The 26,561-nt window shown below is 32.4% G+C and carries 26 protein-coding genes and 1 pseudogene; 8 read left to right on the forward strand and 19 right to left on the reverse strand.

What is annotated here, in order from left to right; genetic code table 11:
- Window positions 1–21 precede the first annotated feature (21 nt).
- Complete coding sequence (locus AAGD36_RS03155; RefSeq protein ID WP_341755916.1) at window positions 22–579, reverse strand: histidine phosphatase family protein; 558 nt, start codon at window positions 577–579, stop codon at window positions 22–24.
- Complete coding sequence (locus tag AAGD36_RS03160) at window positions 576–1,193, reverse strand: phosphotransferase-like protein (RefSeq protein WP_341755917.1); 618 nt, start codon at window positions 1,191–1,193, stop codon at window positions 576–578. The genes AAGD36_RS03155 and AAGD36_RS03160 overlap by 4 nt, the downstream gene beginning before the upstream one ends.
- A 245-nt stretch (window positions 1,194–1,438) precedes the next feature.
- Here AAGD36_RS03160 and AAGD36_RS03165 point away from each other — a divergent pair.
- Window positions 1,439–2,470: pseudogene (locus tag AAGD36_RS03165) on the forward strand (PDDEXK nuclease domain-containing protein); the annotation flags it as partial.
- 397 nt (window positions 2,471–2,867) lie between these two features.
- On the opposite strand, the gene AAGD36_RS03170 reads toward AAGD36_RS03165, so the two are convergent.
- On the reverse strand, window positions 2,868–3,797 hold the full coding sequence (locus tag AAGD36_RS03170; RefSeq protein ID WP_341755919.1) for a folate-binding protein: 930 nt from the start codon (window positions 3,795–3,797) through the stop codon (window positions 2,868–2,870).
- Window positions 3,798–3,930: 133 nt separating this feature from the next.
- On the opposite strand from AAGD36_RS03170, the gene AAGD36_RS03175 reads away from it, so the two are divergent.
- Window positions 3,931–4,734, forward strand: coding sequence for an RMD1 family protein (locus tag AAGD36_RS03175; protein WP_341755920.1), 804 nt, complete (start codon window positions 3,931–3,933; stop codon window positions 4,732–4,734).
- Between the two features lie 21 nt (window positions 4,735–4,755).
- On the opposite strand, the gene der is transcribed toward AAGD36_RS03175, so the two are convergent.
- Complete coding sequence (der, locus tag AAGD36_RS03180; protein ID WP_341755921.1) at window positions 4,756–6,105, reverse strand: ribosome biogenesis GTPase Der; 1,350 nt, start codon at window positions 6,103–6,105, stop codon at window positions 4,756–4,758.
- Window positions 6,106–6,440: 335 nt separating this feature from the next.
- Between der and phaZ the strand changes: the two genes are divergently transcribed.
- Both phaZ and AAGD36_RS03190 read left to right on the forward strand, forming a co-directional pair.
- On the forward strand, window positions 6,441–7,685 hold the full coding sequence (gene phaZ / locus AAGD36_RS03185; RefSeq protein WP_341755922.1) for a polyhydroxyalkanoate depolymerase: 1,245 nt from the start codon (window positions 6,441–6,443) through the stop codon (window positions 7,683–7,685).
- Between the two features lie 82 nt (window positions 7,686–7,767).
- Window positions 7,768–9,915, forward strand: coding sequence for a hypothetical protein (locus tag AAGD36_RS03190; RefSeq protein WP_341755923.1), 2,148 nt, complete (start codon window positions 7,768–7,770; stop codon window positions 9,913–9,915).
- Window positions 9,916–9,983: 68 nt separating this feature from the next.
- Here the strand turns inward: AAGD36_RS03190 and clpP are convergent, their stop codons facing one another.
- From clpP to AAGD36_RS03215, 5 genes are all read right to left on the reverse strand, one after another.
- Entirely contained in the window at window positions 9,984–10,586 is a 603-nt protein-coding gene (clpP, locus tag AAGD36_RS03195) for an ATP-dependent Clp endopeptidase proteolytic subunit ClpP (RefSeq protein ID WP_341755924.1), read from the reverse strand.
- 133 nt (window positions 10,587–10,719) lie between these two features.
- Window positions 10,720–11,691: a stomatin-like protein gene (locus AAGD36_RS03200; protein WP_341755925.1), complete on the reverse strand. Its 972-nt coding sequence runs from the start codon at window positions 11,689–11,691 to the stop codon at window positions 10,720–10,722.
- 85 nt (window positions 11,692–11,776) lie between these two features.
- The gene (locus AAGD36_RS03205; RefSeq protein ID WP_341755926.1) at window positions 11,777–12,790 is read right to left on the reverse strand and encodes an efflux RND transporter periplasmic adaptor subunit; all 1,014 of its coding nucleotides are present in this window, start codon (window positions 12,788–12,790) and stop codon (window positions 11,777–11,779) included.
- Window positions 12,766–13,437, reverse strand: a complete 672-nt coding sequence (locus AAGD36_RS03210) for a DUF2608 domain-containing protein (RefSeq protein WP_341755927.1) — start codon at window positions 13,435–13,437, stop codon at window positions 12,766–12,768. The genes AAGD36_RS03205 and AAGD36_RS03210 overlap by 25 nt, the downstream gene beginning before the upstream one ends.
- A gap of 98 nt (window positions 13,438–13,535) precedes the next feature.
- Window positions 13,536–14,288: an alpha/beta hydrolase gene (locus tag AAGD36_RS03215; RefSeq protein ID WP_341755928.1), complete on the reverse strand. Its 753-nt coding sequence runs from the start codon at window positions 14,286–14,288 to the stop codon at window positions 13,536–13,538.
- 24 nt (window positions 14,289–14,312) lie between these two features.
- Here AAGD36_RS03215 and AAGD36_RS03220 point away from each other — a divergent pair, with 24 nt between their 5' ends.
- The 3 genes from AAGD36_RS03220 (at window position 14,313) to acpS (ending at window position 16,418) form a co-directional block, all read left to right on the forward strand.
- On the forward strand, window positions 14,313–15,479 hold the full coding sequence (locus AAGD36_RS03220; RefSeq protein ID WP_341755929.1) for a glycosyltransferase family 4 protein: 1,167 nt from the start codon (window positions 14,313–14,315) through the stop codon (window positions 15,477–15,479).
- A 166-nt stretch (window positions 15,480–15,645) separates the two neighbouring features.
- Window positions 15,646–16,038 carry a DNA-directed RNA polymerase subunit omega gene (gene rpoZ, locus AAGD36_RS03225; RefSeq protein WP_341755930.1) on the forward strand — a complete coding sequence of 131 codons (393 nt, stop codon included), beginning with the start codon at window positions 15,646–15,648 and terminating at the stop codon, window positions 16,036–16,038.
- Window positions 16,035–16,418: a holo-ACP synthase gene (gene acpS, locus AAGD36_RS03230; protein ID WP_341751721.1), complete on the forward strand. Its 384-nt coding sequence runs from the start codon at window positions 16,035–16,037 to the stop codon at window positions 16,416–16,418. Before rpoZ ends, acpS begins: the two co-directional genes overlap by 4 nt.
- Here acpS and sucD read toward each other — a convergent pair.
- The 10 genes from sucD to AAGD36_RS03280 all read right to left on the reverse strand — a co-directional run bounded on the left by sucD (window position 16,415) and on the right by AAGD36_RS03280 (window position 24,491).
- Window positions 16,415–17,293 (reverse strand): succinate--CoA ligase subunit alpha, encoded by an 879-nt coding sequence (gene sucD / locus AAGD36_RS03235; protein ID WP_341755931.1) that lies wholly within the window; start codon window positions 17,291–17,293, stop codon window positions 16,415–16,417. The two genes, acpS and sucD, sit on opposite strands and share 4 nt — an antisense overlap.
- Window positions 17,294–17,321: 28 nt before the next feature.
- On the reverse strand, window positions 17,322–18,482 hold the full coding sequence (gene sucC / locus AAGD36_RS03240) for an ADP-forming succinate--CoA ligase subunit beta (protein ID WP_341751719.1): 1,161 nt from the start codon (window positions 18,480–18,482) through the stop codon (window positions 17,322–17,324).
- Between the two features lie 178 nt (window positions 18,483–18,660).
- Window positions 18,661–19,497, reverse strand: coding sequence for a DMT family transporter (locus AAGD36_RS03245; protein WP_341755932.1), 837 nt, complete (start codon window positions 19,495–19,497; stop codon window positions 18,661–18,663).
- Window positions 19,498–19,611: 114 nt separating this feature from the next.
- Window positions 19,612–20,286: a DUF5394 family protein gene (locus AAGD36_RS03250; protein ID WP_341755933.1), complete on the reverse strand. Its 675-nt coding sequence runs from the start codon at window positions 20,284–20,286 to the stop codon at window positions 19,612–19,614.
- A gap of 24 nt (window positions 20,287–20,310) precedes the next feature.
- Window positions 20,311–20,661: a hypothetical protein gene (locus AAGD36_RS03255; RefSeq protein ID WP_341755934.1), complete on the reverse strand. Its 351-nt coding sequence runs from the start codon at window positions 20,659–20,661 to the stop codon at window positions 20,311–20,313.
- A 96-nt stretch (window positions 20,662–20,757) separates the two neighbouring features.
- Window positions 20,758–21,519, reverse strand: coding sequence for a response regulator transcription factor CtrA (gene ctrA, locus AAGD36_RS03260; protein WP_341755935.1), 762 nt, complete (start codon window positions 21,517–21,519; stop codon window positions 20,758–20,760).
- Between the two features lie 511 nt (window positions 21,520–22,030).
- Entirely contained in the window at window positions 22,031–22,480 is a 450-nt protein-coding gene (gene secB, locus AAGD36_RS03265) for a protein-export chaperone SecB (protein WP_341755936.1), read from the reverse strand.
- Between the two features lie 28 nt (window positions 22,481–22,508).
- Entirely contained in the window at window positions 22,509–23,075 is a 567-nt protein-coding gene (gene dcd / locus AAGD36_RS03270) for a dCTP deaminase (RefSeq protein ID WP_341747229.1), read from the reverse strand.
- Between the two features lie 544 nt (window positions 23,076–23,619).
- Window positions 23,620–24,126 carry a copper chaperone PCu(A)C gene (locus tag AAGD36_RS03275; protein ID WP_341755937.1) on the reverse strand — a complete coding sequence of 169 codons (507 nt, stop codon included), beginning with the start codon at window positions 24,124–24,126 and terminating at the stop codon, window positions 23,620–23,622.
- A 107-nt stretch (window positions 24,127–24,233) separates the two neighbouring features.
- Window positions 24,234–24,491 (reverse strand): DUF2671 domain-containing protein, encoded by a 258-nt coding sequence (locus AAGD36_RS03280; RefSeq protein ID WP_341755938.1) that lies wholly within the window; start codon window positions 24,489–24,491, stop codon window positions 24,234–24,236.
- Window positions 24,492–24,616: 125 nt separating this feature from the next.
- Here AAGD36_RS03280 and AAGD36_RS03285 point away from each other — a divergent pair, with 125 nt between their 5' ends.
- The gene (locus tag AAGD36_RS03285) at window positions 24,617–26,386 is read left to right on the forward strand and encodes an ABC transporter ATP-binding protein (protein ID WP_410521246.1); all 1,770 of its coding nucleotides are present in this window, start codon (window positions 24,617–24,619) and stop codon (window positions 26,384–26,386) included.
- The last annotated feature ends 175 nt before the right edge of the window (window positions 26,387–26,561 follow it).

The following is a 26,561-nucleotide window of genomic DNA, read 5'->3' on the forward strand; positions in this document are numbered from 1 at the left end:
CTCCTCACAACTAACCTGAGGTTAACTTAGTTCACATATAGACCATAATTGACTTTGTCCGATTGGTGGACTGTGAAAAATAGCAGAACAATTTTTAAGATGTATAATTGGCCATCCTAAAAGTCTTTGGATAGCATAATAAACTCCACTATGTGCAACAATTAAAACGGGGTCTTGAAAGCTGAGCGTACTATTTAAAGCACACAAAACTCTCTTGTCAAAATCATTTACATATTCTGCTCCTTGGTGAGTATTGCCATCTCGCCATCTTTTCCCAATATTATCATCAACGGACTTGCCTTCATATTCACCCCAACAACATTCTGCTAACTCCGGGACAATTGTAATATCAACCTTTAGCTTTTCATTGACGATCTCAGCAGTCCTGTATGCTCTCATAAGCGGGCTTGTAACAATATGCTTTATACCCTTTTTTCCAAGAATATCAGAGGCTTCCCGTGCTTGGTTTTCTCCAGTTTGATTAAGAGGAATATCCTGCGAACCCATGTAAATATGGTGTCGATTCCAATCTGTTTCACCATGACGTAAAAAATAAAAAGGTTTTAAGGGAAGCGTCATAACTGTAATCTCTCATGCATAGTTATAAAACCTTGTGGTGCAGGATTCTCCTCTACAAAAATCAGAATTTGCTTGGCAATCTCAAAAGGTGACTTGCTCGTAGTATCAACTGTTAAATCATATTCTCGCAGGCTACCTACGTGGACTCTATCTATTTGGTCATTAGATAAACCTATAGCACGATCACAGCGTAAAATTTCTCGCTCCTGCATCACTGAAAGATCACAAAAAACTCCAACAAAATAGACAATATAGCCATTCAAGCTTTTTATATAAGATTTGAGGCAATCATCTTCAAATAAGACTTCATCAATGATAAGGTTATTGTTACGACTTGCAAGTAGATTGGCAAAATCTGGCATGATACCAAAGAGCTGTTCACCTTTTGGATTAGTTTCAACACGCATGGTTGGTCCACGATCATTTGTCCCCGGAATGAAGGAAAAGTATCTAACATTCGGTTTATCATCAGATGAGCATGGTAATGGTGTCATACTAATAAAAGTATCTATGCCAAAAGTAAGCCAAGAATCCTTACTTAAATACTGTATTGCTCTTGCGATAGATGTTTTACCAGCAGAGCCACATCCATTTAAAAATATAATCTTACTCATATGGTATCTTGCTGTTCTTTCTCATTGCTACTAATACTGTGTCCTCCTAGGGTTAACTATATATAATAAATATAACAGATTTTTATGTTCCACTAATAACAATTTTCATTATTTTTGCAAGGTTGCTTATTTTTTTTCATTCCTCAATACATTACTCTTGCCCACATTTTTTTAAAGAGTTATCATTATCTAGAGCTGAAGTTATAGTAATTAAGTTAGGTAATCAATAAATTAATAGAAATACCATGGATAAAAATATTATAACTACAGAATATAAAGAGTTTTTAGAACAGTTAAAAGTCCGTGTAGCTACAAGTCGCTATCAAGCAGCACGATCTGTTAATAAAGAGCTGATAATTTTATATCACCATATTGGTAGCGAGATTTTGACTCGTCAAGAGCAACATGCCTGGGGAACTAAAATAATTGACAAACTTAGTCGTGATTTAATATCTGCTTTTCCTGAAATGAAAGGATTTAGCACTAGAAACCTTAAATATATGCGACAATTTGCTAAAGAATATCCTGAACCTACATTTGTGCAAGAGGTACTTGCACAATTAACATGGTATCATAATATTACTTTACTAGATAAGGTAATAGATAAAGAGATTCGTCTTTTTTATATTAAGCACTCTATTACATATGGTTGGTCAAGAAATGTAATGGTTATGCAAATTGAATTAGCTCTACATAAACGTCAGAGTCAAGCTATAACAAATTTTAAAAATAAATTACCATCTCCGCAGTCAGATTTAGCCCATCATACTCTAAAAGATCCATATATTTTTGACTTCCTTAGCATAGGCAATGAAGCACATGAAAGAGAAGTTGAAAAAGCGTTAGTTTCTCATATGGAAAAATTTCTTCTTGAACTTGGAGTAGGCTTTGCCTTTGTGGGACGACAATATAAATTATCAATAGGAAATGAAGATTATTATATTGATCTGTTATTCTATCATTTGCATCTTAGAGCCTTTATAATTATTGAGCTCAAGGCAGGTAAATTTTCTCCTCGTGATGTAGGACAATTAAATTTTTACTTATCAGCTGTTGATGAACAATTAAAACATTCAACTGATAATCCATCTATAGGCTTAATTCTTTGTAAGGATAAAGGAGAACAAATCAAAGCCGAATATGCACTACGGGACATTACTAAGCCAATTGGTCTTGCTGAATATAAGTTGACTGAAAGCTTGCCAGAAAATATAAAAACTGCCCTACCAACCATTGAAGAGCTGGAAGTTGGATTGTCCGAGTATTTTGATTATGAGACTCTTGAGCGGACAACTGCTAAATTACAATCATTACCTAACTTACTAGCCCAAGAAAGAAAATCATTGCACAAACTTGCTGAGCTATATCCTGATCTAGCAAGTCAGTTTGTAGGAAAACATTATGATACCCATGCAACAGAATATCAACGAGAGAAAACAGCAGATGCAAGTAGTACAGCATTAGAAGAGTTGGAGAACATTGTGAGAATATGTGGTGGTTATGAGAAATTAGGTTTAACTCCAGTACAGCCACAATTACCTGAATTGGGCAAAACACGACAACACTCTACCATAATAATCAAAAAAGTAACCAAGTAATGACCAAGTTATAGCTAACCCGTTTAGGTTCTAGGAGTACAACTGTCAAAAGTGACTCCTCGCAATAACAAAATAGTTATCTGTAACGCCAAGGTGGAACAACCAAAGAAACGGTTAAGTTTTTTACAGTAATAACTGTGTTTTGCGATACATGATAGTCGTCCACTCTAATTAAAGCTATTGCCATGTTCTGATAAATCGAACATATTGTACCAATTTTTGTATTATTTGCCATAATTTCATTATCTTTTGAGATATCTAAACTGTCTGTAGTAGCAGATATACTCTCCTTCCCCTTCGAATTGGAACGTAAAACAAGGGGTGAGTGAGCGGAGCGTACATCTAGTACGTGAGCACGCGAATCCCCCACAGTTTTACGGAGCCAATTCGAAGGGGAAGGAGAGTATAATTTAAATATTTTTTTCCTTACTACTCCTTGGTATTTTGTTCTAGAAATAACTTCCTGTCCAATATAGCAACCCTTAGTGTAACTTACAGCGTTTAATTCCTCACAGCCATATTCGACCGGAATGGATCTGTTGAAAATTAGATCCTCATACCCATCAACTATGGCAAAATTATATTTATCTTGCAGGTATAGTCCTGCTGTTCCTGTAGTTATTGGTACATCTTTACTAACAATGGAACGAAAACCGAGTTGATCATAACGAGGGTCTTTGTATCCATTAAATTCCAACTGTTGTTTTGAGTAAATAACCTGATAGATGTTAGTTAAGTCGTTCACTTCAATTTTAGCACGTAATTTATACTGCACTAAGTGATTTTTAAATAAATCAGACTGATTAACATTTATATCAATAAAAAACCTTGTTGCTGATAGTTTTAATACAAAAAAATCAAATAAATACCTTCCTTGATTATTTAGAGCATAACTGTAACAATAATCATTATTTTTTATATCATTAGTTGTCAAATTATGCAAAAAATTCATCGCATCATCACCCACAACTTCAATAATTGCTCTATTTGTTAATATTTCATACATAATTACCAACTATGATATTTTAATTGACTTTAATAAGTTTTATAATACTATATTATACTGATGCAATAGTTGTTTGCTATAAATTATTTATTATATGAGATGTGCTTCCTACTGTACGACTTCTGAATATAAGATGAATGACTTAGTAATAAATCTCAATAAGATTGGTCTTGAACCTAAACACTTTGATGATGTACTATATATTCAAAAAGAACAAGTAAAAAACTTAGACCCTATAGATGTTTTCTTTTTCCCATTTGGCTGTGTTACTATATGGGGAGCTGAAGAAAGCCAAGAGAAAATGATTCTAGACGATATAGTAGCTCTGCAAGCTAATCAAACTGACGAGATAATGTCTGACTTTATTTATTTTGATTATGATAAAACTACAGGTAAAACCTTTATAGATGAAGAAAAAAACCAAATCATTCTAGCAGATAAATCAACTTTTATAAAATTATCTATATCGCATGCTTTAGCTCAGTCAGTTAAGCTTAGTGTACTAGAAAAATCAGTAAGTAATTTAATTGTAAAAACAACGCCAATTCAACAAGAACTAGCCAGCACTGGCAGTGTATCACTTTCAAAAAAGGAAATATCTCAACAAATTGGCATATTATTTAACGAACGATATTCCATTAATTTACACAGCGATATACTAGATACTCCTGAATTTTTTTGGCGTCGTCCTAGTTATAAACCTTTATACTTAATGACTGCAGAGTTTCAAGATATTCAAATTCGTCAGAATATTCTTAACCATCGACTGAACATGATCCATGAACTCTATAACATTTTGTCAAATGACTTAAACTATAAACACTCAACTAGACTTGAATGGATCATTATAATATTAATTACCATAGAAGTAGTACTATCCCTTATTCATGATAAACTCTTTTTCAAAATAATTGGTTATCTTCTGAATAAAATTTAATTGACTCTACTTACATTAGACCTATGACTTTACATATGGATTCTCAGTTTTAGTATAAGTAAATCTTATTGGCACACCGGGTAAATTAAAAGCTTCCCGCAAGTTGTTTACAAGGTATCTAGTATAACTATCCGTAATTTTCTCAGGATTATTAGAGAATAATTTAAAAGTTGGTGGGCGAGTTTTTGTTTGGGTCATATATTTAATTCTAACACGTCTACCACCTTTTTGTAAGGGCAGAGGATGTTGCTCGAGTGCAAAACCTAACCAATTATTCAGTTTACTAGTAGCAATTTTTTTATTCCATAAAGTATAAACTTTTATAGCCTCATCTAATACCATATTAATATTCTGCTTTTTTAAGGCTGATATGAATATTATCGATACTCCCTTAACTTGTGGTAGATTGGTTTCCATCTTATAAAGAAATTCTTCCTTAAATTTATCTCTATTTTTCCCTTCAATTAAATCCCACTTATTAACTACTATAAGCAGGCTTCTGCCTTGCTCTATAACATAACTAGCAATATTTAGATCTTGTTGCTCCAAATTCATTTGTGCATCAACCATCAGAATAACAGTATTAGCAAACTTAATACTATTAATAGTATCAGAAGCTGATAATTTTTCTAAGGACTTGTTAATAGCTCCCTTTTTTCTTAGACCAGCCGTATCAATTAATTTAAATTTATTATCATTATATAGCCAATCAATTTCTATAGATTCCCTTGTTATACCGGCTTCAGGTCCTGTTAACAATCTTTCATTATTAATAATACTATTAATAAAAGTAGATTTTCCTGCATTTGGTCTACCACTCACCACTATTTGTATATAGTCAGCCTTTATTGGGTCGATTAATTCTTCCTCTAGTTCCTCATCTCCTAATTTTTCAGTTATTGCATCGTGTAAATCTGCCATACCAACACCATGTTCTGCAGAAATTGGCACTACATTATCAAAACCAAGCTTGTAGTATTCTTTAGCAAAATCAAACCGTCCTTCACATTTATTGACAATCAACACAGATTTTTTATCATATTTTCTGATAAAATTAGCAAAAAACTTATCTTCCGGTAATACACCATTTTTGCCATCCACCATAAGGCATAGTAAATCTGCTTCTAGAATGGCTTCTACAGTCTGCTGCATCATTCTATATTCTAATTTCGCACCTTCCACTTCTTCTAAACCAGGAGTATCAATTACCGTAAAATCGAATGGTCCAATTTGAGCATCAGCATATTTTCGATCACGTGTTACCCCCGGGAGATCATGTACGATAGCCTTTTTCCTGATAGCCAAACGATTAAAGAGCGTAGACTTCCCTACATTGGGTCTACCAATAATCGCCACAATTTTTTTATGCATCACCTTTATATTATCATAATAATTCATTAGCACTAATATACTTAGGTAGAACTTCAAGAATTGGCGTTCCCGCGACCAAAGATCTCCGCTGCTCACGTACTAATGTACGCTCCGCTGCTCGACTTTGACACTCCTAGCTCTTCTTGAAGTTGACCTTCGTCTACCAACTCTTCATTTACGAGCAGTATACTCAAATACGCAAATTCGGGATAAGAATTTATCAATTCTTATCCCAAATTGGGGTAAATCATTTGAATATTGCAGTATTTGAGTATATTATTAACACTTAATTATATAAAATTAAAGCATAAACAGACTTCTAAAGGACAAATATTATGCATAATGGCAGTTCTAATAATCTTTATTATGCACTAGAAGGCTTTAAAACTATGCTTATTCCAATGCGAGCAAACATAGAAATTTTAGAGCAGTGGTTTAAAAATAGTAATAATCCTGTAAAAGATAGCGGCTATACTCACGTTATGTTAGCATATTTGACACTTGCTGAAAGGATGACTAGAACATACAAGAAGCCAGAATTTAACATTAATGAATGTATTATTGATGGTACGTCTTATGTTGTTAAAGAAAAAACAGTTGCTACTAAAACATTTTGTCAATTAAAGCATTTTAGCAAAATTGGTATTAAGCAAGAAATGCCAAAGTTATTAATAATTGCTCCAATGTCAGGACACCATGCTACCTTACTTAGGGACACTGTAACTGAAATGCTCCCCTATGCAGATGTATATATTACAGATTGGCTTGATGCAAGCACTATACCTAATCAACTTGGTAAATTTAACTTAGATGATTTTATAGACTACTTAATTGAGTTTATGACGTTTCTAGGACCAAATCTGCACACTATGGCAGTATGCCAACCAACAGTCCCCCTTCTAGCTGCCATTAGTATAATGTCTGCAAATAATGATGTAAATGTGCCGCGGTCAATGATTCTGATAGGTGGACCTATTGATGCAAGGCTTAATCCTACAGATGTTGACTTGTTTGCAATCCATAAAAGCATGCAATGGTTTTGCCAAATGATGATTACATCCGTCCCCTTTAACTATCCTGGTTACGGAAGAAATGTCTATCTAGGGTTTTTACAACTTATGGGTTTTATCAGTTTAAATATTACTCGGCATATTAATTCGCATTTGGATTTACTACAAAATTTGCTAGATGGCAACCTTGAAAAAGCTAATCATACCATAAAATTTTATGATGAATATTTAGCCACTATGGATATAACATCAGAATTCTATCTCCAAACAATACAAGAAGTATTTAAAGATTTTGCTCTTGCCAAAGATGAATTTGTCTCAAAAAATCGTAAAGTTCATTTAAAAAATATAACAAATTGTGCTTTACTAGGTATCGAAGGCGAGAATGACGATATAGCTGCGGTTGGACAAACTAAAGCTGCATTAGATTTGTGTTCCGGTATTCCTATGACAATGAAAAAATATCATTTACAAAAGGGAGTTGGGCATTACGGCTTATTTAGTGGTAGCAAATTCAAACAGTTTATTGTACCGATAATTAAGGATTTTATATATAGTTGTCAAAATTAGACTTCTAATGCAAAAAAGTTATTGCATTAATTATTAATCCGTTTATAACGGATTAATAATTAACTAATTAGATGCAAATTATATGAGCAAAAAAAAATTTCAGCTTTTACCACAAAGAGAAATTCAAATAAATCTTAATTCACTTAAATCACTTCCAACAAGACAAAGTGATAAAGAGTTTATAGAAAATATTTGTTCTAATGCTCATCCTGACGTGTTAATGGCACTAATTAAGAAAGGAATGTTGGGAACTGTGGGAACTGTGGAAACTAATATAAAAGAACTAACAACAGAAGCTTTGCTTGTTAATTTATGTTCTTATCAAGAGAAGAAGGGAGGGGGGCAGTATACATACAACAAACCATTTGCCAAATTTATTAGAGACTATGGCAATATTGAAATTGGTAAAATTCATCCAACTGATCCAAGGATCACATTTAAGAAGCCAAATGATAATATAGTAAAAGTAATCTCTACCAAAAATAGTTTAAATATAGGTCAAAGTGAAAATGTATGGACGTCTTATGCCGAAGCATTACTAAACTTACACAACTATAAATCAGAAGACAAATATAAATCAGAAGACAAAGTAACACCTAAGGATATACAGTGTATAAAAGAGTCTTTCCTATTAATTATAGGTTTTATAGATAAGAGCACAACACTATTGATTGAATTGTTTCTTGATTTTACCAAAGTTATTGGATCAATGGATCAAGATACTTTACAAGTAATTCGTAATAAGCAACTCTTTAAAGAATCAATAATACTTTCCCAAAACTTAACACAATATTTTATTAATATTCATAATATAGAAGAGGCAAAATATTTTTTAAACATTGCAGATCAACTAATACGCTCTTTTCTAATAGGCCCTTCTCAACTTCATGAGATTGATAAACAACAAGATTTTGCAGTATTACAAGCCAATCATTACTGGAATAACGGGATGATACTAATTGCTGAGAATAAACACTTAGAAGCTATAAATTATTTTGAAAAATATTGTCGACATAATCCTGATCAAGCTGCTGTCACTATTTTATATAGTCTATACATTAGAACAGGAAAGTATAAAAAAGCAGATGATCTATTTAATAAACATCCAGATGCGTTACCTTGTATAAAGATGATTAAAGATGTTTTAAATAACCAGAAATATACTGATTTGCAATTAATAAAAGATTTTTGTTATACAGATAAGCACAATATAGTTATTACCAATCTTAAATTGGCTATATCATTAAATGATGAAAAATACATAGAATATTATAGGTCAATATTAAAAAATGAGGTAATAGCGAAAAAAGCAGAGTTTAACAAAATCTCACTTGAATTTCAGGCAGAAGCTAGATTGTTATTAGATAATCGTGTTGAGAATGTCAGTGCAATTATAAAAAAGCTTGATTCTGATATAACATCAGCACTGTTTTATAAGCTATCAGTATTATATTCTAGTGGTTGCAATTATGACATTGCCTTAAAATATATAGATCTAGCTATATCCTATAAATCAAACGATCCTTTATACTTATTTCACAAACACATTTTAGAAGCTTATAAGGAACTTTTAGATAATCCTCAGGAATCGTATCCAGAAAAACAAGCGGAAATTGAAGATAAAGAACTGGATGAAATAACTCTAAGTAATGACGAAGAGTTACAGATAGAAAAAAGAGTCCCAAAAGAAAAAACTAGACCACCACAAACTTTGCCTTCGTATGATGATATAATTGATAGCTATGACCCTCAAGAAATAGACAAATATTTCAAATTAAGTAAAAAAATTCTTTTAGAACAATCGATAAATCCAGTTAATAAAGATCAAGATGCTGGGTGGGTAATCAATGCAGAGACTAAAATTAAGTTATTAGATGCAATTAATATATTTCCTAATTTATACGCTGCTATTGATCCTAGTTTAAAATTAGATGATCTTAGTAAGTGGGAGAACATTCTAGGAAAAGGTTTGACTTCAAGAAAAAATGCTGAAAATGGCATTAAGCAATTAAAACCTGGTATTTATGAAGCAAAAGATTGTAGAAATGATGTCAGATTAGTTGCTTATAAAACTTATATAAACGAAGATCTCAAAAAATTAATATTATTTGATGAACAAATGAATCATACAGGAGTAAAAAAATATATAGGGAATACTACTTGCGAAGAGATTTATTGTCCTAATTATAATGATGAACTGCCACTAATAGGAGCATTGTCAATGGAATAGAGTCAAGACTCAGTACAATGTCATTCCCCGCGTAAGCGGGAATCCATAACATCTAATAACCTTTTAAACTATTTTCTTACTAAGATTTTTGCTCTATCGGTGATAATTTCATCAACTAGTCCAAATGATTTAGCTACTTCGGGATCCATGAAATTATCACGTTCCATGCTTTTTTCAATAGAATCTAGTTCTTGTCCTGTATGTTTGACATACAAGTTATTGAGCATTCTTTTTAATTTCATGGTTTCTTTAGCATGAATTTCTATATCTGTCGCCTGCCCTTGGTAACCACCTGACGGTTGATGGATCATTATACGACTATGCGGCAGAGCATAACGCATACCTTTCTCTCCAGCAGTGAGTAACATAGAACCCATTGAACAAGCCTGTCCTATACAAAGCGTAGAAATCTTAGGTTTAATATATTGCATAGTATCGTAAATTGCCAAACCAGAAGTTACAACACCACCAGGAGAATTAATATACATGAAAATATCTTTTTCTGGATTTTCTGCCTCTAAGAACAGTAATTGTGCAACCACTACATTGGCCATATAATCTTCAATTTGACCACAAACAAAAACGATACGTTCTTTTAACAACCTAGAATATATATCATAGGATCTTTCCCCTCTAGGGGTTTGTTCAACTACTATAGGCACGTATGTCATTAAATTTTCTCCTAAATTTATTGTAACCTGAGTTCGATATAACTTGTTATCAATATAGTCCCTGTTAGGGTTGACATTCGAAAATGCTTAGAATAATAATTATTTTTATGTCGAATTCAAGTTAAATAAGTAATTACTCACTAGCACTAGTTTGTTTCTTCATAGAAGATTCCTTAGACAATTTTTTATTGCTCACTGATTTTAGCTGATCAAAAATGCTTAAAGCTTGAGTTATAAAACTTCCTGGTTCAGAAAGATTTGCCGGAAGAATTACTGTATTACTATCTTTGGCTAACTCACCAAAAGCATTTATATATTGTTCAGCAATTTTTAAAGATACTGCGTCATTACCCCCAGACTTTTGAATAGATGCGGCAATAACTTCAATACTTTTAGCAGTAGCCATTGCTACTAATCCTATTGCCTCAGCTTCACCTTTAGCTCTATTTACTTGGTCAGTATAGGAAGCTTCAGAATTTAATACAACTTGAGCCTTCTCACCTTCTGCATGGTTTATTTTTGCTTGTCTATTGCCTTCTGAATCCAAAATTTGAGCTCGTTTCTGACGTTCTGCTGCAACTTGTAATTCCATCGCTTTAAGTATTGTTTGTGGTGGCTGAATATCTTTAATTTCATAACGCATACATTGTATCCCCCAATTCATTGCAGCTTGGTTAATAGCAGACACAATAGCGATGTTTAACGTTTCCCGTTCTTCAAAAGTCCTATCTAATGGTAATTTTCCTATTTCTGAACGCATGGTGGTCTGTGCAAGCTGTGTGATAGCATAATATGGACTATTAACACCATAAGATGCAGCGACTGGATCAACAATTTTTACATATAAAACACCATCTATTAATAACGTAACATTATCATTTGAAATGGCTGTTTGAGCAGTAACATCAATAGCTTCTTCCTTCAGGGTGTGTTTATAGGCTACTCTCTGAATCACTGGAATCAAAATATTCAATCCTGGCTGCAGAACCTTATCAAATTTTCCAAACTTTTCTACAACCCATGCTTGTTGTTGTGGTACAACCTTAACCATCTGTACAATAATAAGAATTGCCACGATACTACAAACTAATAATATATATTCCATTTTAATCCTCTGTTAATTTAATCTTAGTTCGGTGACATCGTTCGCGGTTGATGCTTAACAATGTAACCTGTTATATGAATTCAGGTTAATCTAACAATTTGACGACGCTACCATCATAAATCTTAGTAATCCCTTCCAATACCACCATATCTCCTTCCTTAATTTCACTTGAGATAATCTCTGTTAAACCATTTAAACTAGTGCCAAGTTTAACATAAAGTTGTTGTACCTTATTGTCATTGACTTTATATACAAAATACTCACCTTTATTATTACTCTGTACCGATTGATTAGGCACAGCTAAATTCCTATGTTTGTTAAGAATTAGATCTATATTTACATAGCTTCCATGCACAATATTACTATTAGAATCAATAATAACTTTAGCACTTATAGTACCATTATCTGAAACATATTGTGAGATTTCAGCAATTTTTCCATTAATTAATCCACCCTTATTATCGGTTATCACTAAATTAGTGGATTCTGACACCTGATTATAAAGCCCCTCAGGTAGCTCCATTAAAATATTATCAGTAGTAGAGTTTTGAGCAATAATGCTAAAAAGATAATCTCCTTGTTTTATCTTATCCCCTATTTTGGATTTTATTATACCAATATATCCATCAAATGGAGCTATAAGAACCATATCGTTGTAACTATTCATTGCTTTAGCAAAAGCAAGCCTAGCTTCTTCTAACTCGCTATTAGATTTTTCTAGCACATCACTACTAATATATTTTTTGGCAAATAATTCCTTGTTACGGTTATAAGAAGCCATAGCTTTTCTTAAAGAGACTTCCGCTTGTGACTTAATTGACACAGCTAAATCTTGGTCAATAATAAGCAAAACATCACCTTGATGGATCTTACCTCCTTGGGAAGTAGATACTAAATCAAGTCTACCAGAAACATTTGCATAATAATCACGGCTCATACCACTCTTACATTGTCCTATAACACTGAAAACATTATATAAATCAGCCATTTGTACTTTAGTAGCTTTTACCCCAATACTCTCTTGTTCTTCAGCTATAGCATAGCAAGAAGTAATGCATATACACAAAAAAATAATTATAGTTTTAAATCTGGTATCCAACGATGTTCCTTCTCCAAAATCTCAAAACGAATTTTTTCACTTTTTTTATCTAGTTCTGCTTCCGGGATCAGAGAAGCTCCGTCAAATTCAAAACCATAAAAATTAATCTGTAATTTGCTACATATTTTTGCCACTGACTCAATATTTTCTAAAAGATCATCAACAAACATTATTGTTTTAGGATAGTAGTTTTTTCTATGTAAAATATTCTCTAATACTGCACCTTTATCAACATCGGCTGTAAAAATCACACCTTCTTTCATCGTTGGTATACCACCCCCAATATCTAATTCATCAACTAATATTTCCTCTTTTATCGGAGTAGATTTCATAAAATCTATATTTACCCCTTTAAGCTCTTTAAGACGCCAATTGATAAAATCCTCAATAACACCAAATTTCCCTGTATATAATTTGGTCAGAGCAATAGTTGGGATTTGCCTCTTCCATAATCTATCTAGTATATCAATTATATTATAGTCCACTAAGCGAATAGTACGATTTTTTAAAATAATACTGTATAAAAGATGTCTTTCTTCTCTCGTAAGACGGTTTTTGCTTTCAGCAAGCCATTGCCGTCTATAAGGATGAGTTAAGCGATATTCATCTTGATCCATGATAAGTACGTCATCTACATCAAAAATCACCAAGCTATCTTGATCTAGCGTATCTATTACTTCCGATATTTTTAAAAAATCGGAAACTTTAATTATTTTAGCAAATATATGTTTATTTATAGTTCTAATTATAAGTTTATTATTTCTTCCAAAGAATTAGCTATTATAGCTAAATCTGATTCTCGTACAAGAGTATGAACTCCGTCTTTTATCAATTTTATCACTACCATATCACTAGTAATTTTTTCTGCAAGGTTATTTGAGATGGTATAAGGTATGTCCTCATCTAGCATTCCGTGAATTAAATGTATAGCTCCCGGAAGATTAATACTATTTGAGTTTAGTAACAAGTGATTTCTAGCTTCGAGTATTAATTGATAACTTATTGGATATTCATCGTTGCAATTACGCCCACTAACCTCAAGGTATTTTTCTTGTTGCATTTGTGTTTTTTGCATTTCAGTTAAGTTCTGCCAAATAGTTTCTGTAAAATCTAGGGCAGGAGCAATACAAACAAGACCACAAACTTTACTAGGAAATTTTATAGCAGCAAGAATGGCTAACCAACCACCCATACTTGAGCCTATGATAATAGCTGGTTGCACTACAAGTTTATTTAAAACTAATTCAACCCCTGTAAGCCAAGATCCAATCGTTTCATCTAGAAATCTACCTGATGATTCTCCATGACCAAAATTATCAAATGTGATAAAATTATAATCACGTTTTTTACAGTAATTCTCAAGAAATATAGCCTTTTTACCATTCATACCCGACATCAAGCCATGCAAAAAAATTACCGATGGCATATTTTTTTTGCTACTTTTGTGATGATTGTAAGTGATAAATCTTTTCTTTTCTGTATTATATATTTTATGCATTTAAATTAATTATGTAAAAAATTAATGATTTCATCAGATTCACCCAAACGATATCATAAACCCACCATTTTGCAAGTAGTTCCAGCTTTATTCTCTGGTGGAGTAGAGAGAGGAACAATTGAAGTGGCTAAAATGTTAAAAAAAGTTGATTATAATGTTATTGTAGTCTCATCTGGTGGTTCATTGGTTGAAGAATTAGTGGCAGCAGGAGTGCCGCATATTTCTATGAATAGTGCGACTAAAAATCCTTTGACAATATGGCAAAACGCAAGAATTCTGTCAGAAATAATTAAGGAATATAATGTAGATATAGTGCATGCAAGATCTAGAGCTCCAGCTTGGAGTTGTTATATGGCGGCAAAGGCTACGGGCGCTAAATTCTTAACAACATTCCACGGAATTTATAACATCTCAAATCCTTTCAAACATTTTTATAATAGCGTCATGGTCAAAGGCGAAAAGATCATAGCTGTGTCTAATTTTGTAAAACACCATATATTAATTAATTATCAAATCCTAGAAGATCAAATTGTTGTAATATATCGAGGGGTAGATTATAGTTATTTTGATCCAAAAAATGTTACCGAAGAAAAGTTACTAAAACATAAAAAGAAATACGGTATATCTAACAATACTCCTATAATATTGTTACCATCAAGAATGACCAGTTGGAAGGGGCATCTTACCCTTGTTGAAGCACTTGGCAAATTAAAACATCTAGATTTCTACTGTCTAATGGTTGGAGATTTATCCAAACATCCCAATTTTACCAATCGAGTAAAATCTCTTATAAACTTATTGAAGCTACAAAGTAAAATTCAAATTTTTGGTAATGAAGCTGATATGCTCAGCCTTTACGGTGTTTCAGATATAGTAATATCTACTTCAATTGAGCCAGAAGCATTTGGTCGCACTATAACTGAAGGACAATCAATGGAAAAGCTAGTAATTGCTACAAATATAGGTGGAGCTATTGAAACAATATTAGATAAAAAAACTGGATTTCATGTCAAACCAAACGATGCTGTTGATTTAGCAGAAAAAATCGAACATTGCTTATCTATACTCAAAACTAATGAAGGTAACAAAATACAACAAGCAGCAAGAAAAGCAGTCATCGATAATTTTTCCCTTGATTTAATGCTTAGTAAAACCTTAGATCTATATAAAGAAATGCTCAAAAAAACATAATATTTTCCCCAATTCTTTGTAGTGTCCTTACATCTTTCCACCTGTATCTATGATTTTTAAACTACCCTAGAGAGGCAATGAAAATTCTATTCTTGAAATCTACTAATTATACTTTATACTGATCCGTTATTGTATATATATCTTATAAAATTAAAAAGAGAGTATTATGGCTAGGATAACGATTGAAGATTGTATTGGAAAAATTCACGATAGATTTAAGCTTGTAGCTTTAGCTGCTCAAAGAGCAAATGATATAAATTCTGGTAGTAAAATGACTATTAATAACGTGAAAGGCGATAAGGCAACTGTACTGGCATTACGTGAAATAGCTGCTGGCCATATAACGATTCCAGCCCTAAAGGCACAATTATTAAAACGTCTTCGAACAAAAAGCAGAATCGATCCTATTGATGAAGAAAATACTGATGCTTCCCTTGATACTGCTGTAGAAGAGTTTGATTATTTACCAAACGGCTCAGATCTTTGTGTTACTGAAGACTACTCTGATTTAGATGATCAAATATTTGATGATAATGCTAGTGATGATGAACAAAAATGATTATTGGTGTTGGTACAGATATAGTACAAATTCCAAGAATAGAAAGGATATTAAACCTATATGACCAGCGTTTTGTAAACATAATTCTTTCTAAAACGGAAATACAAAAGCTAACTTCTCTAAGTAAAGACCAATATGGTTGTTTTTTAGCAAAAAGGTTTGCTGCGAAAGAGGCAGTTAGCAAAGCCCTTGGTATCGGAATTGGGCGGGGTTTACGATTTAAAGACATCTCTATACTAAATGATGCCTTAGGAAAGCCCTTTGTCCAAATTTGTCATCCTGAAAATCCAAACAAATTTGGACAAATCAAAATTCACTTGTCCATTTCAGACGATTACCCAATTTCTGTAGCTTTTGCAGTTATTACCTCTAAGGTTTAGAGCTTCTTTAATAGTTCAAACATAGTTTTACCAATATCAGCTGGCGATCTAGTGATAGTAACACCTGCACTTTGCAATGCCTCCAACTTATCTTCAGCTGAACCCTGTCCATTAGAAATAATTGCACCAGCATGCCCCATTCTTTTACCTTCAGGAGCAGTAACACCAGCAATGAAAGTAACTATTGGTTTTTTAATCTTTGAGCTTTTTATTAATTCAGCAGCCTTTTCCTCAGCATCCCCTCCTATTTCACCAATCATAATAATCGATTCTGTTTCATCATCTTGTAAAAACATTTCAATACAATCAACAAAATCGGTTCCATTAACTGGATCTCCACCAATACCAATACAGGTAGATTGACCAAGACCAACAGCTGTAGTCTGTGCTACTGCTTCATAAGTCAAAGTACCGGACCGGGATATAATTCCTACCCTACCTCTCTTATGAATATAACCAGGCATTATGCCGATTTTGCATTCATCAGGAGTAATAATGCCAGGACAATTTGGCCCAATTAATCTAGTTTTTGATCCGATTAATGCCCTTTTGACCTTTATCATATCAAGTATCGGTATTCCCTCTGTAATACACACTACCAAACTAATTCCTGCATCTATAGCTTCCAAAATTGAATCAGCAGCAAAAGGTGGTGGAACATAAATAACGCTGGCAGTAGCCTTAGTTTTTGCAACTGCCTCATGTACTGTATTATATACAGGTAGATCTAGATGAGTATTTCCACCTTTTCCAGGAGTTACCCCTCCTACCATTTTAGTACCATAACTGATTGCCTGCTCAGAATGAAAAGTCCCTTGAGAGCCAGTAAAACCTTGGCAAATTACTTTTGTATTTTTATCAACTAATATTGACATATATGCATTTTCCGTATTTTTATATGAATTATTTTACTGCATCAACGATCTTAACAGCAGCATCACCTAAATCATTTGCAGCAATTATTTTTAAACCAGAATTTGCTAAAATATTTTTACCTAATTCAAAATTGGTCCCAGCTAAACGTACAACCAGTGGAACTGTAATGCCAATCTCTTTCACTGCAGCAATAATGCCTTCGGCTATTATATCACAACGCATTATACCACCAAAAATATTAACTAAAACCCCTTGTACATGTGAATCTGATAAAATTATTTTTAGTGCTTCCGTTACTTTCTCACGATCAGCCCCACCACCAACATCTAAAAAGTTTGCCGGTTCAGCACCATAAAGCTTGATAATATCCATTGTAGCCATAGCTAGCCCAGCCCCATTCACCATACAACCAATAGTACCATCCATCTTAACATAACTAAGACCAAGGCTAGCTGCTTTTATTTCAAGAGCATCTTCTTCATCATCATCCCGCATATTTAAAATATCAGGATGTTTAAATAATCCATTATCATCAAAGTTAATCTTGGCATCAAGTGCCAATAAACTACCATCAGCTTTTGTTATTAATGGATTAATTTCAATTTGGTTAGCATCAGTTGCTATAAAAGCTCGATAGGTTGATTCAACAATTTTCATCATTTGTTTTGCCTGCTCATTCTTAAAACCAAGCTTGTATGCCATTCTACGACAATGAAATGGCTGTATGCCTGTTGCAGGATCAACTGATACTTTAATAATTTTCTCTGGAGTATTATGAGCAACTTCTTCTATATCTACCCCACCTTCAGTAGAAGCTATAAAAGTTACCTTGCTATTACTACGATCAAAAACGACACTAAAATAATATTCTTTTAAAATATCACACCCAGATTCAACATAGAGATAGCGAACCTTTTGCCCAATAGCTGACGTCTGATGAGTTACTAAGTTAATGCCAAACATTGCGTGTGCTGCTTTCTTTGCCTCTTCTTTAGTTCTTACAACTTTTACACCCCCAGCTTTTCCCCTACCACCTGCGTGGATTTGGGCTTTAACCACATATATTTCTGCTTCTAAACCATCAATTAGCCTATCGATATCTTCTTTTTGCAATATTACAACTCCTGTAGAAGTAGGTATACCATATTGCCTCAAAATCATCTTTGCTTGGTATTCATGAATATTCATTTTTATAATTCTTTAAATAATTTAATCCTAGGCTCTTATACTACAAATGTTGCCAATTTGTAAAGCTTCATTTACTACTTGTTAGACGTTAGTAGTCTTGAGGATATCTAAAATTCACCAATGTTATCCCTGCAAAAGCATAAACTAATAGATATATTCATCTTACTCTACTTTTTGTTTACGATTTTTGTCTCCTAGATATATATACTCCACTTAAGATTATTATTATTGCCCCAATAATCGAAAAATTATCTGGTATTTCCTGCCATATAACTACACTTAAAATTAAAGAAAATACAACGCTACTATAAGCTAGTATACTCATTTCAGTAGCTAAACCAATTTCTAATCCCTTATTTAATAATATTTGGTGTAAAAGCATCAACAGAGCGTTGATTAATAGCAATATCCAATCCTTTGAAGAAACTTGTGTTATATTAAAATCCACTAAAAATGGTAACATAATAAGAGAGGAAATCCAAAAATAATATACTAATACTCTATCTGAGGTCTCTGTTTTTAGTAAGTTGTGTAATGATATAATAGTTAATGCCATAAATATTCCGCTAAGTAATCCAAAAATGATTCCTGAAGTTATAATTTCTACTGATGGCTTCAGTATTAATAAACAGCCAATAAAGCCAATTATTGCTAAAAATAATAGATCATTTTTGATAGATTTATTAGTAAAAATACCCGTTATTAGCAGTACCCAAATTGGAGACAGATTCGTAAGTGTACTAACATTGAAAAGAGACAAGTAATTTACTGCTGAAAACATGCAATACCAATATGCTGTCCCCAATAATCCCCTTGTAATTAACGCACAATATCGCTGTGATACTATTAATTGACCACGAGACCTAATAACTTTTGGTAAAAAAAAGATAGCACAAAGAAAGAATTGTAAAAATACAACTAGAGAAATAGGTATACTACTATTAAGAGATTTTACTATACTAGCTTTCATTGCTCCAAGTCCAAATGAACTTAAGATATATAATGTTGCTTTCATAGTGGTTCTACTTCATCACTCCTATTTAATTGACAACTGGGGTTATACAAATAATCCTACTTCAATTGGAGCATAAAACAATCCATAATGGGTAACTCGCAATCAATAACTTAATCAATAAATTGTCCTGCCACTACCTTTAAAATTCTGATGAGCCTTATCTAATTTTTTGATAAATTCTGGAGAATAAGATTTAAGATCATTTTTCGATCCACCCTCATATTTTTTAGCTAGATATATCCCCCCTCTAATCATATTATAAGCAAAATTTTCTTCCTTTGTTTCTCCAGCTATTCTTTTAGGGTTCATGAACTTATAAACTTGGTATAAAGCAAAATTTTTCACTAAACGTTTTGCTTCCAATCTAGATTGATTACTTATGCCTTGTAGCTTATCTTTTGATTTTATCAAACCTCGGTTAGCTTCTTTTACCAATTGTAAATGTTGTTGCATTAAGTAACTACTTACTTCAGCAACATTCTTACTAACAAGGTTCTCATCAATTTTAACACCTAATTTTCCTAATTTCTTGTGTGCAATTTTACCTAAATATTTTTTTATTAATAGGATGATCTGTGTCTGTAATTTTGTTAGATCCATTGTTTGCTCGTTAAGACAAGCCAATATTTGTTCTATTTCCTGTTCGAAAGCATCGTTTTTACTTAACTCATTGAAAATTTCCATCGCCTCATCAGATCCAAGTTCATTATCAGTGATGCCTACTAATGCATCTTTAATTTGGTCTGCCAATTTTCTAGAGTCCCTTGGTTTTTTGTCATCTGTTTCCATTTATTAGTCCTCTGTTTACAAAGTCTATTCTTGAGTAGTAAAATGTCCTCTATAAGTTCGGTGCAACGTGACTCCCCGATGTTTTTCAATTATACTTCGGCACAGTAAGGCTGAGTCAATAGATTTTTGTTTTTTAGTAAATTTATGTTCTTTTTCAAGACATAACTCACTTATATTAATATTTTGCCAAACAAGTCCATCAAAAATTTTTGCTTTAATATAACCACTTGACTTTAAGTTATCATAATCTCCTTTGTTAAGACTCAATGCATCATCATTTAATAAAAGCTTAACATCCCCAACATTTGGGACTGGTATAGGATCAACATATTTAATATAGACTTTACCAGTTAATTCTATCTTGCTAGGTATCATAATTCTCTATCTATATTAAATTAAGCTTCTGTTATACTGCTCGTAAATGAAGAGTTGATAGACGATAGAATCAAAATCATACTCCTTTATTTTATATCACGACTCTTTGTTATCTTCTACCTCTGATTCTAGAGAAGGTTCAATAACTTCTCCTTGAAAATGATGCAATAGTGATTCTTGTTCATCATATTCTTTCAACATATAGCCACGCCCCCATACTGTATCAATATAATTTGTACCACCAGCAGCATCAGCTAATTTCTTACGTAATTTGCATACAAATACGTCTATAATTTTAATTTCCGGCTCATCAACACTACTATAAAGATGGTCTAAGAACATCTCCTTATTCAGTACTGTTCCCCTACGTAAGACTAATAATTCTAAAATAGCATATTCCTTATTCGTTAAATGAACCCTTGTTCCATCAACTTCTACAATTCTAGTATCAAGATGAATACTTACCTTGTCAAATCTAACAACTGACTCAGAATGTCCTTTAGAACGACGAACAATTGCATAAATACGAGCAATTAACTCTTCGCGGTTAAATGGTTTTGTGATATAATCATCTGCCCCACACGTAAGTCCTTTAATTTTTTGATCAACTGTAGTAATACCTGATAAAATCAGTATAGGTGTTTTTACTTTAGCAGAACGTAATCTCAGTAGGACTTCGAACCCACTAATATCTGGCAGCATCAGGTCTAAAATAATTAAATCATAATTATAAATTTTAGCTATTTCTATTCCTTCTATACCAAACTCCACCACCTCACAAATAATTCCTTCTGAAGCTAACGTTAATTCAATAGAACTAACTATATCACTATTATCTTCTACTAACAGTACCCTCATGATATTTCTCCCATTAACTTTTTTATAATTATTAATTTATTATTCTTTATTACACATCTATGTTCTCACTTTATCTCTATAAGAGCAAGTAATTTTATCAAAATAATATCCAAGTAACGCGAATTTGGGATAAGAATTTGTCAATTCTTATCCCAAATTCAGTGAAATTATCGAAACAATCAGATGAAGAACTGTCTCAAATCTGATTGTTTCTATATATTTTATAGTTAACTTACCTTACACATAACCCCCATGGCAATTTAAAAGTCATAGGAAAAACAGCCTAGCACCTATTAGCGAAGAGCTGCTTTGCGACGACGAAGCAATTGTAAGTAAAAAGTATGATATAATAGATATTAAAGTCAATATAAATCATTATTTATATTGACTTATAAGGGGGTGTTACAGCGATAGTCTAATGAATGTGGATTGCCACGACACTCATGTGGTCTTGCTAATAGACGTCTTGTACTTTTCTACAATTTTTAAATGCTATATGTAAGGTGAATGGTTAATTATCATTTTCTTGCATTTTTTTATGATATAAAGCACCAAAATCAATCGGGTCAATCATCAATGGTTGGAAACCACCATCCTGAGTGACATCAGCAATAATTTTTCTAGCAAATGGGAAAATCATTGCTGGACAATGAATTGCTAGTATTATTTGGTGTTGATCTTCCTCTATATTAATTAAATTAAAAACCCCTGCATATTTTAAGTCCACTATAAATAGTCTATGATTTTCACTCATTGCTTTAGCTTCTATACTTAATTCTACCTCATAAAAATTCTCTTCAGGTAAATTAGAAATATTGAGGTCTAGGAATAAGTCAATTTGTGGATTACGTTCCAAAGATACTAAAGATCTCGGAGCGTCTGGATTTTCAAAAGATAAATCCTTTATGTATTGTGCATTAACAGCGATATGAGGCATTTCTTTTTGGTTAGTATCTTTCATAATAATATAGTCCTTTACATTTTAAATTTTAAGTTATTGGAAGGGTAACACCTTTTTGTTTCATATATTTCCCATAACGATCGGCATAAGATATATTACAAGTTTGATCACCTTTTAAAAACAAAAATTGACATGCTCCTTCATTAGCATAAATTCTTGCTGGCAGTGGGGTAGTATTGGAAAACTCTAATGTTACATGCCCTTCCCATTCCGGTTCTAACGGCGTTACGTTAACAATTATACCACATCTTGCATAGGTTGATTTACCAACACAGATAACTAGCACATCTCTTGGAATTTTAAAATACTCAATTGTTCTTGCTAAGGCAAAACTGTTTGGCGGAATAATACAAACATCAACCTCTCTGTCTACTAAACTATATTCATCAAAATTTTTTGGATCAACTATTGCCGAATTAATATTAGTAAATATTTTAAATTCCTTCGAGACTCTTGCATCATAACCGTATGAAGATAAACCATAAGAAATAATTCTCTCTGAATTATTCAATCTAACCTGCGTATCAGTAAAAGGTGCAATCATATCGTGTTCTATACACATTTTTCTTATCCAATTATCAGACATAATGGTCATATATAATTACACATACTATGTTTAAATTACCGAATATAAATGATATAGTTAAAAATTAAAAGTACTAAAACTTTAATTAGCAGGGCAGCCTCATTAAAATATTTATATATTCTTCTACTTTAACCTCAGTGCGATATAAGAATTATTAATTCTTATATCGATACTTGCTTTGTTATAAGGAAAAATGCACTCTTGAAGCGGTTCTACACCTGATTGTTTCTATATATAATACTGAATTCGATGTAACTTGTTACATCGAATTCAGGTTAATTTAAATAATTAGTTTCGCAAAACTGTAGGAGTTCACGTATATACTCAAATGATTTGAAGAATTGGATTTGAAAATGAATGATGAGCATGCGAATCCATGATATTTTCAAAAAACAATTCGTAGGAGCAAAAGAGTATACTCGGATGATCTAAAGAATGGGAACAACAAACAAGGAAAGCTTTGCCAGCATAGGATGACATCTAGACTACCGATACTAGAGTTAACAATAGCTGGCATATAAGGCAAATATCCATTCATTATAAGAACGACTAACTACTTTGTTTTTACTTCTACTTGAACAACTTTCTGAAGACCATTATCGAAATATAAGGATAAATCAAAATTATCACCAACTTTTAATATAGTTCTTAGATCCAAGAGCATAATATGCATACCACCCGGTTGTAAAATAGCACTACTTTTAGCTGGGATGACTAGCTTATCGAGTTTTACCATTTTACTAACCCCTTTTTCATCAACAAAACTTTTATGTAATTCAACCTTGTTAGCTATATCTGAAGAAACATTTACCAAATTGTAATCGAGGTCAGAGTCATTAAAAATCTCAAAATATATTGCAGAATTATTATTTTTGCTAACAGTAGCAGAAGGTCTTGCCCAAGCATTTAGTATTGTAACAGATGCAGTTAATGCAGTAGGAGCTGATGCTTCTAATGATGCTGCTGGATTGTTATTACTTGGCATGGTAGTTGCAAAACATATTGATAGACTAAAATATAAAGTAACAGCAATGAAGGTTACTATGTTCTTAAGTAGCATATTATTACCATAAATTAATTACACAATCGATTCACTTAATTATATAACATATTATACATACACTAAGTATATTTTGCAAAAAAATAATATATTTATAGTGTATAATGCTAACTTTGGCTTACTTTAACAAATTTTTGTTTAAAAGAATCCCAATGATAGTGAACATTTACTGTTTTAATTTCTGTAACTGTAATATCTCCATTAGGTAACTGTGCAACATCAAAGCCTTTTTGTATAGATTCAGTAATTAGAGTCGTTGATTGACAAATATACCTAACATTAAAAAAGGGATTATTATCAGTATCTAATGAGTTTGTAGTTTTCTTAGTTGGGGTATTCAAAATAGGTGCGTTTTTTTCTTTCATTCTAAACAACTTCAGATATTCTGTACGTTTTTATAACAGTTTAGTAATAAGGTGGCAAGAGTTTGTTGTTAGATTAATTTAGGTTATTTAGTCTAATTAGTTTTTTTTGTAATGAGGTGTGTGCTGTGTTAGAAGGTTTTGATTTTTCAAAGTCTGCAATAAGGTTATTTTTCTATTTTTTAAAGAAAAGAAGAATTAAACTAACTATTTTAGGGGTGTTATGCATAATACGGGGAATGGTACCAGCTATTGATAGTGTGTTGCTACAAAAAGTTATAAATTTGATTGAGTCTTTTTCTAATGAAACAGTTAAAGACCTACCTTCCTCCATGTTGTTTTGGGCAATAATATATGCATTTTGGTGGGTATGTGTAAATACTATGTGGCGAATTTATGATTATATTTATCTAAAAACCATGCCATATATCAAAGCTCAGATATTAGACGAAATGTATAATTACACTCAGTACCATAATCATAGATTTTTTCAAGAAAACCTTGCTGGTCATATTACCAATCGTATTACTGAAGGGGCTAGATCTTTTGAAATTGTTTTGTCTTTATTTGGAGAGAAAATTCTATACAAACTAGCTATAATTGTTTTTGCTCTTGGAACAATGTACTGGATACATCAAATATTTGCTACTATATTCCTTATACATATTTGTGTTTTTGTAGGGACTAGTGTTATCTGTTCAAGTACAATAAACAAATATTCAGTAAATTATGCACGAAGCAAATCAATAGTTGCCGGCAGTATTGTTGATGCAATTGCAAATATTGGTGCAATACGGATGTTTACTTCTCATAAATTTGAACGTCAGAATCTAGAAGTAAGGATAGATGATGCTGTAGTTAATGAACAAATTATGCAACTCTTTATGTTTAAGCTACGTATTGTACTAGGCATAGCTTGTTCTATAATGATTTTTATAATGGTTTATTATCTAGCTCAACTTCGTAGTCAAATGCAAATAACTATAGGAGATTGCGTGTTGATACTTACTTTATCTATAACGGTTAGTAGTGAAATTTGGGATCTAACTCAGGAAATAGGAGATATGTTTGAAGAATTTGGTTCTTTTAACCAAAGTGTATCATTAATGAAACCTCATATTATAGAAGATATTGAGAATGCCCATCTTCTAAAGGTTACAAAAGGTGAGATAATATTTAAAAATGTTAGTTTTAAATATTACCATAATAATAATTTATTTGAGAATAAATCCGTTACAATTTTGAGTCAACAAAGGGTTGGATTAGTAGGATTTTCTGGTTCAGGAAAAACAACTTTTATTAATCTTATTACACGGTTGCACGATATAGACCAAGGAGAAATTCTAATTGATGGGCAAAATATTAGATATGTAACTCAAGACTCTTTACGAGAAAATATTAGTATAATACCGCAAGAACCAATCCTATTTCATAGGACAGTCATGGATAATATTAGATATGGAAAAAAAGATGCTAGCTTAGAAGAGATAATAGAGGCAGCAAAACTAGCTCATATACATGAATTTATTGAGAGCCTAACAGAAGGATACCAAAGCTTATGTGGTGAAAGGGGTAATAACTTGTCAGGTGGTCAGAGGCAGAGAATAATAATAGCACGGGCAATATTAAAGAATGCTCCAATATTAATTCTTGATGAAGCAACAAGTAGTCTAGATAGTGAGACTGAGGAGTTGATACAAGATTCTCTATATTACTTAATGCAAAATAAAACTGTATTAGTTATAGCTCATAGATTATCAACTTTGTTGAATATGGATAGAATTTTGGTTTTTAATGAAGGTAGCATAGTTGAAGATGGACAACATGAGGAATTACTAAAAAACAGTAAATTGTACAAAAAACTATGGAAATCACAAGTAAAAGGCTTAATAATTTAAAGAAATTGCTGATTATTTCACCTTATATACTCAGGTAGAACTTCAAGAATTGGCGTTCCCGCGACCAAAGATCGAAGCTGCCTAGTTACTCATGTACGCTACGCCGCTCGACTTTGCTACTGCCTAGCTCTTCTTGAAGTTATACTATCGTCTACCAACTCTTCATTTACGAGCA

The organism is Candidatus Tisiphia endosymbiont of Ptychoptera albimana (assembly GCF_964026605.1).
Lineage (GTDB): Bacteria > Pseudomonadota > Alphaproteobacteria > Rickettsiales > Rickettsiaceae > Tisiphia.

Bases quoted from the DNA above. Each gene is read 5' to 3' on its own strand.
- ctrA (WP_341755935.1), bottom strand. From the start codon at position 21,519: ATGAGGGTACTGTTAGTAGAAGATAATAGTGATATAGTTAGTTCTATT.
- AAGD36_RS03200 (WP_341755925.1), bottom strand. From the start codon at position 11,691: ATGGAATATATATTATTAGTTTGTAGTATCGTGGCAATTCTTATTATT.
- secB (WP_341755936.1), bottom strand. From the start codon at position 22,480: ATGAAAGATACTAACCAAAAAGAAATGCCTCATATCGCTGTTAATGCA.
- AAGD36_RS03275 (WP_341755937.1), bottom strand. From the start codon at position 24,126: ATGCTACTTAAGAACATAGTAACCTTCATTGCTGTTACTTTATATTTT.
- AAGD36_RS03245 (WP_341755932.1), bottom strand. From the start codon at position 19,497: ATGAAAGCAACATTATATATCTTAAGTTCATTTGGACTTGGAGCAATG.
- dcd (WP_341747229.1), bottom strand. From the start codon at position 23,075: ATGACCATTATGTCTGATAATTGGATAAGAAAAATGTGTATAGAACAC.
- sucC (WP_341751719.1), bottom strand. From the start codon at position 18,482: ATGAATATTCATGAATACCAAGCAAAGATGATTTTGAGGCAATATGGT.
- AAGD36_RS03215 (WP_341755928.1), bottom strand. From the start codon at position 14,288: ATGCATAAAATATATAATACAGAAAAGAAAAGATTTATCACTTACAAT.
- clpP (WP_341755924.1), bottom strand. From the start codon at position 10,586: ATGACATACGTGCCTATAGTAGTTGAACAAACCCCTAGAGGGGAAAGA.
- rpoZ (WP_341755930.1), top strand. From the start codon at position 15,646: ATGGCTAGGATAACGATTGAAGATTGTATTGGAAAAATTCACGATAGA.
- AAGD36_RS03220 (WP_341755929.1), top strand. From the start codon at position 14,313: ATGATTTCATCAGATTCACCCAAACGATATCATAAACCCACCATTTTG.
- AAGD36_RS03155 (WP_341755916.1), bottom strand. From the start codon at position 579: ATGACGCTTCCCTTAAAACCTTTTTATTTTTTACGTCATGGTGAAACA.
- AAGD36_RS03280 (WP_341755938.1), bottom strand. From the start codon at position 24,491: ATGAAAGAAAAAAACGCACCTATTTTGAATACCCCAACTAAGAAAACT.
- AAGD36_RS03160 (WP_341755917.1), bottom strand. From the start codon at position 1,193: ATGAGTAAGATTATATTTTTAAATGGATGTGGCTCTGCTGGTAAAACA.
- sucD (WP_341755931.1), bottom strand. From the start codon at position 17,293: ATGTCAATATTAGTTGATAAAAATACAAAAGTAATTTGCCAAGGTTTT.
- phaZ (WP_341755922.1), top strand. From the start codon at position 6,441: ATGCATAATGGCAGTTCTAATAATCTTTATTATGCACTAGAAGGCTTT.
- AAGD36_RS03170 (WP_341755919.1), bottom strand. From the start codon at position 3,797: ATGTATGAAATATTAACAAATAGAGCAATTATTGAAGTTGTGGGTGAT.
- AAGD36_RS03255 (WP_341755934.1), bottom strand. From the start codon at position 20,661: ATGATACCTAGCAAGATAGAATTAACTGGTAAAGTCTATATTAAATAT.
- AAGD36_RS03190 (WP_341755923.1), top strand. From the start codon at position 7,768: ATGAGCAAAAAAAAATTTCAGCTTTTACCACAAAGAGAAATTCAAATA.
- AAGD36_RS03175 (WP_341755920.1), top strand. From the start codon at position 3,931: ATGAATGACTTAGTAATAAATCTCAATAAGATTGGTCTTGAACCTAAA.
- der (WP_341755921.1), bottom strand. From the start codon at position 6,105: ATGCATAAAAAAATTGTGGCGATTATTGGTAGACCCAATGTAGGGAAG.
- AAGD36_RS03250 (WP_341755933.1), bottom strand. From the start codon at position 20,286: ATGGAAACAGATGACAAAAAACCAAGGGACTCTAGAAAATTGGCAGAC.
- acpS (WP_341751721.1), top strand. From the start codon at position 16,035: ATGATTATTGGTGTTGGTACAGATATAGTACAAATTCCAAGAATAGAA.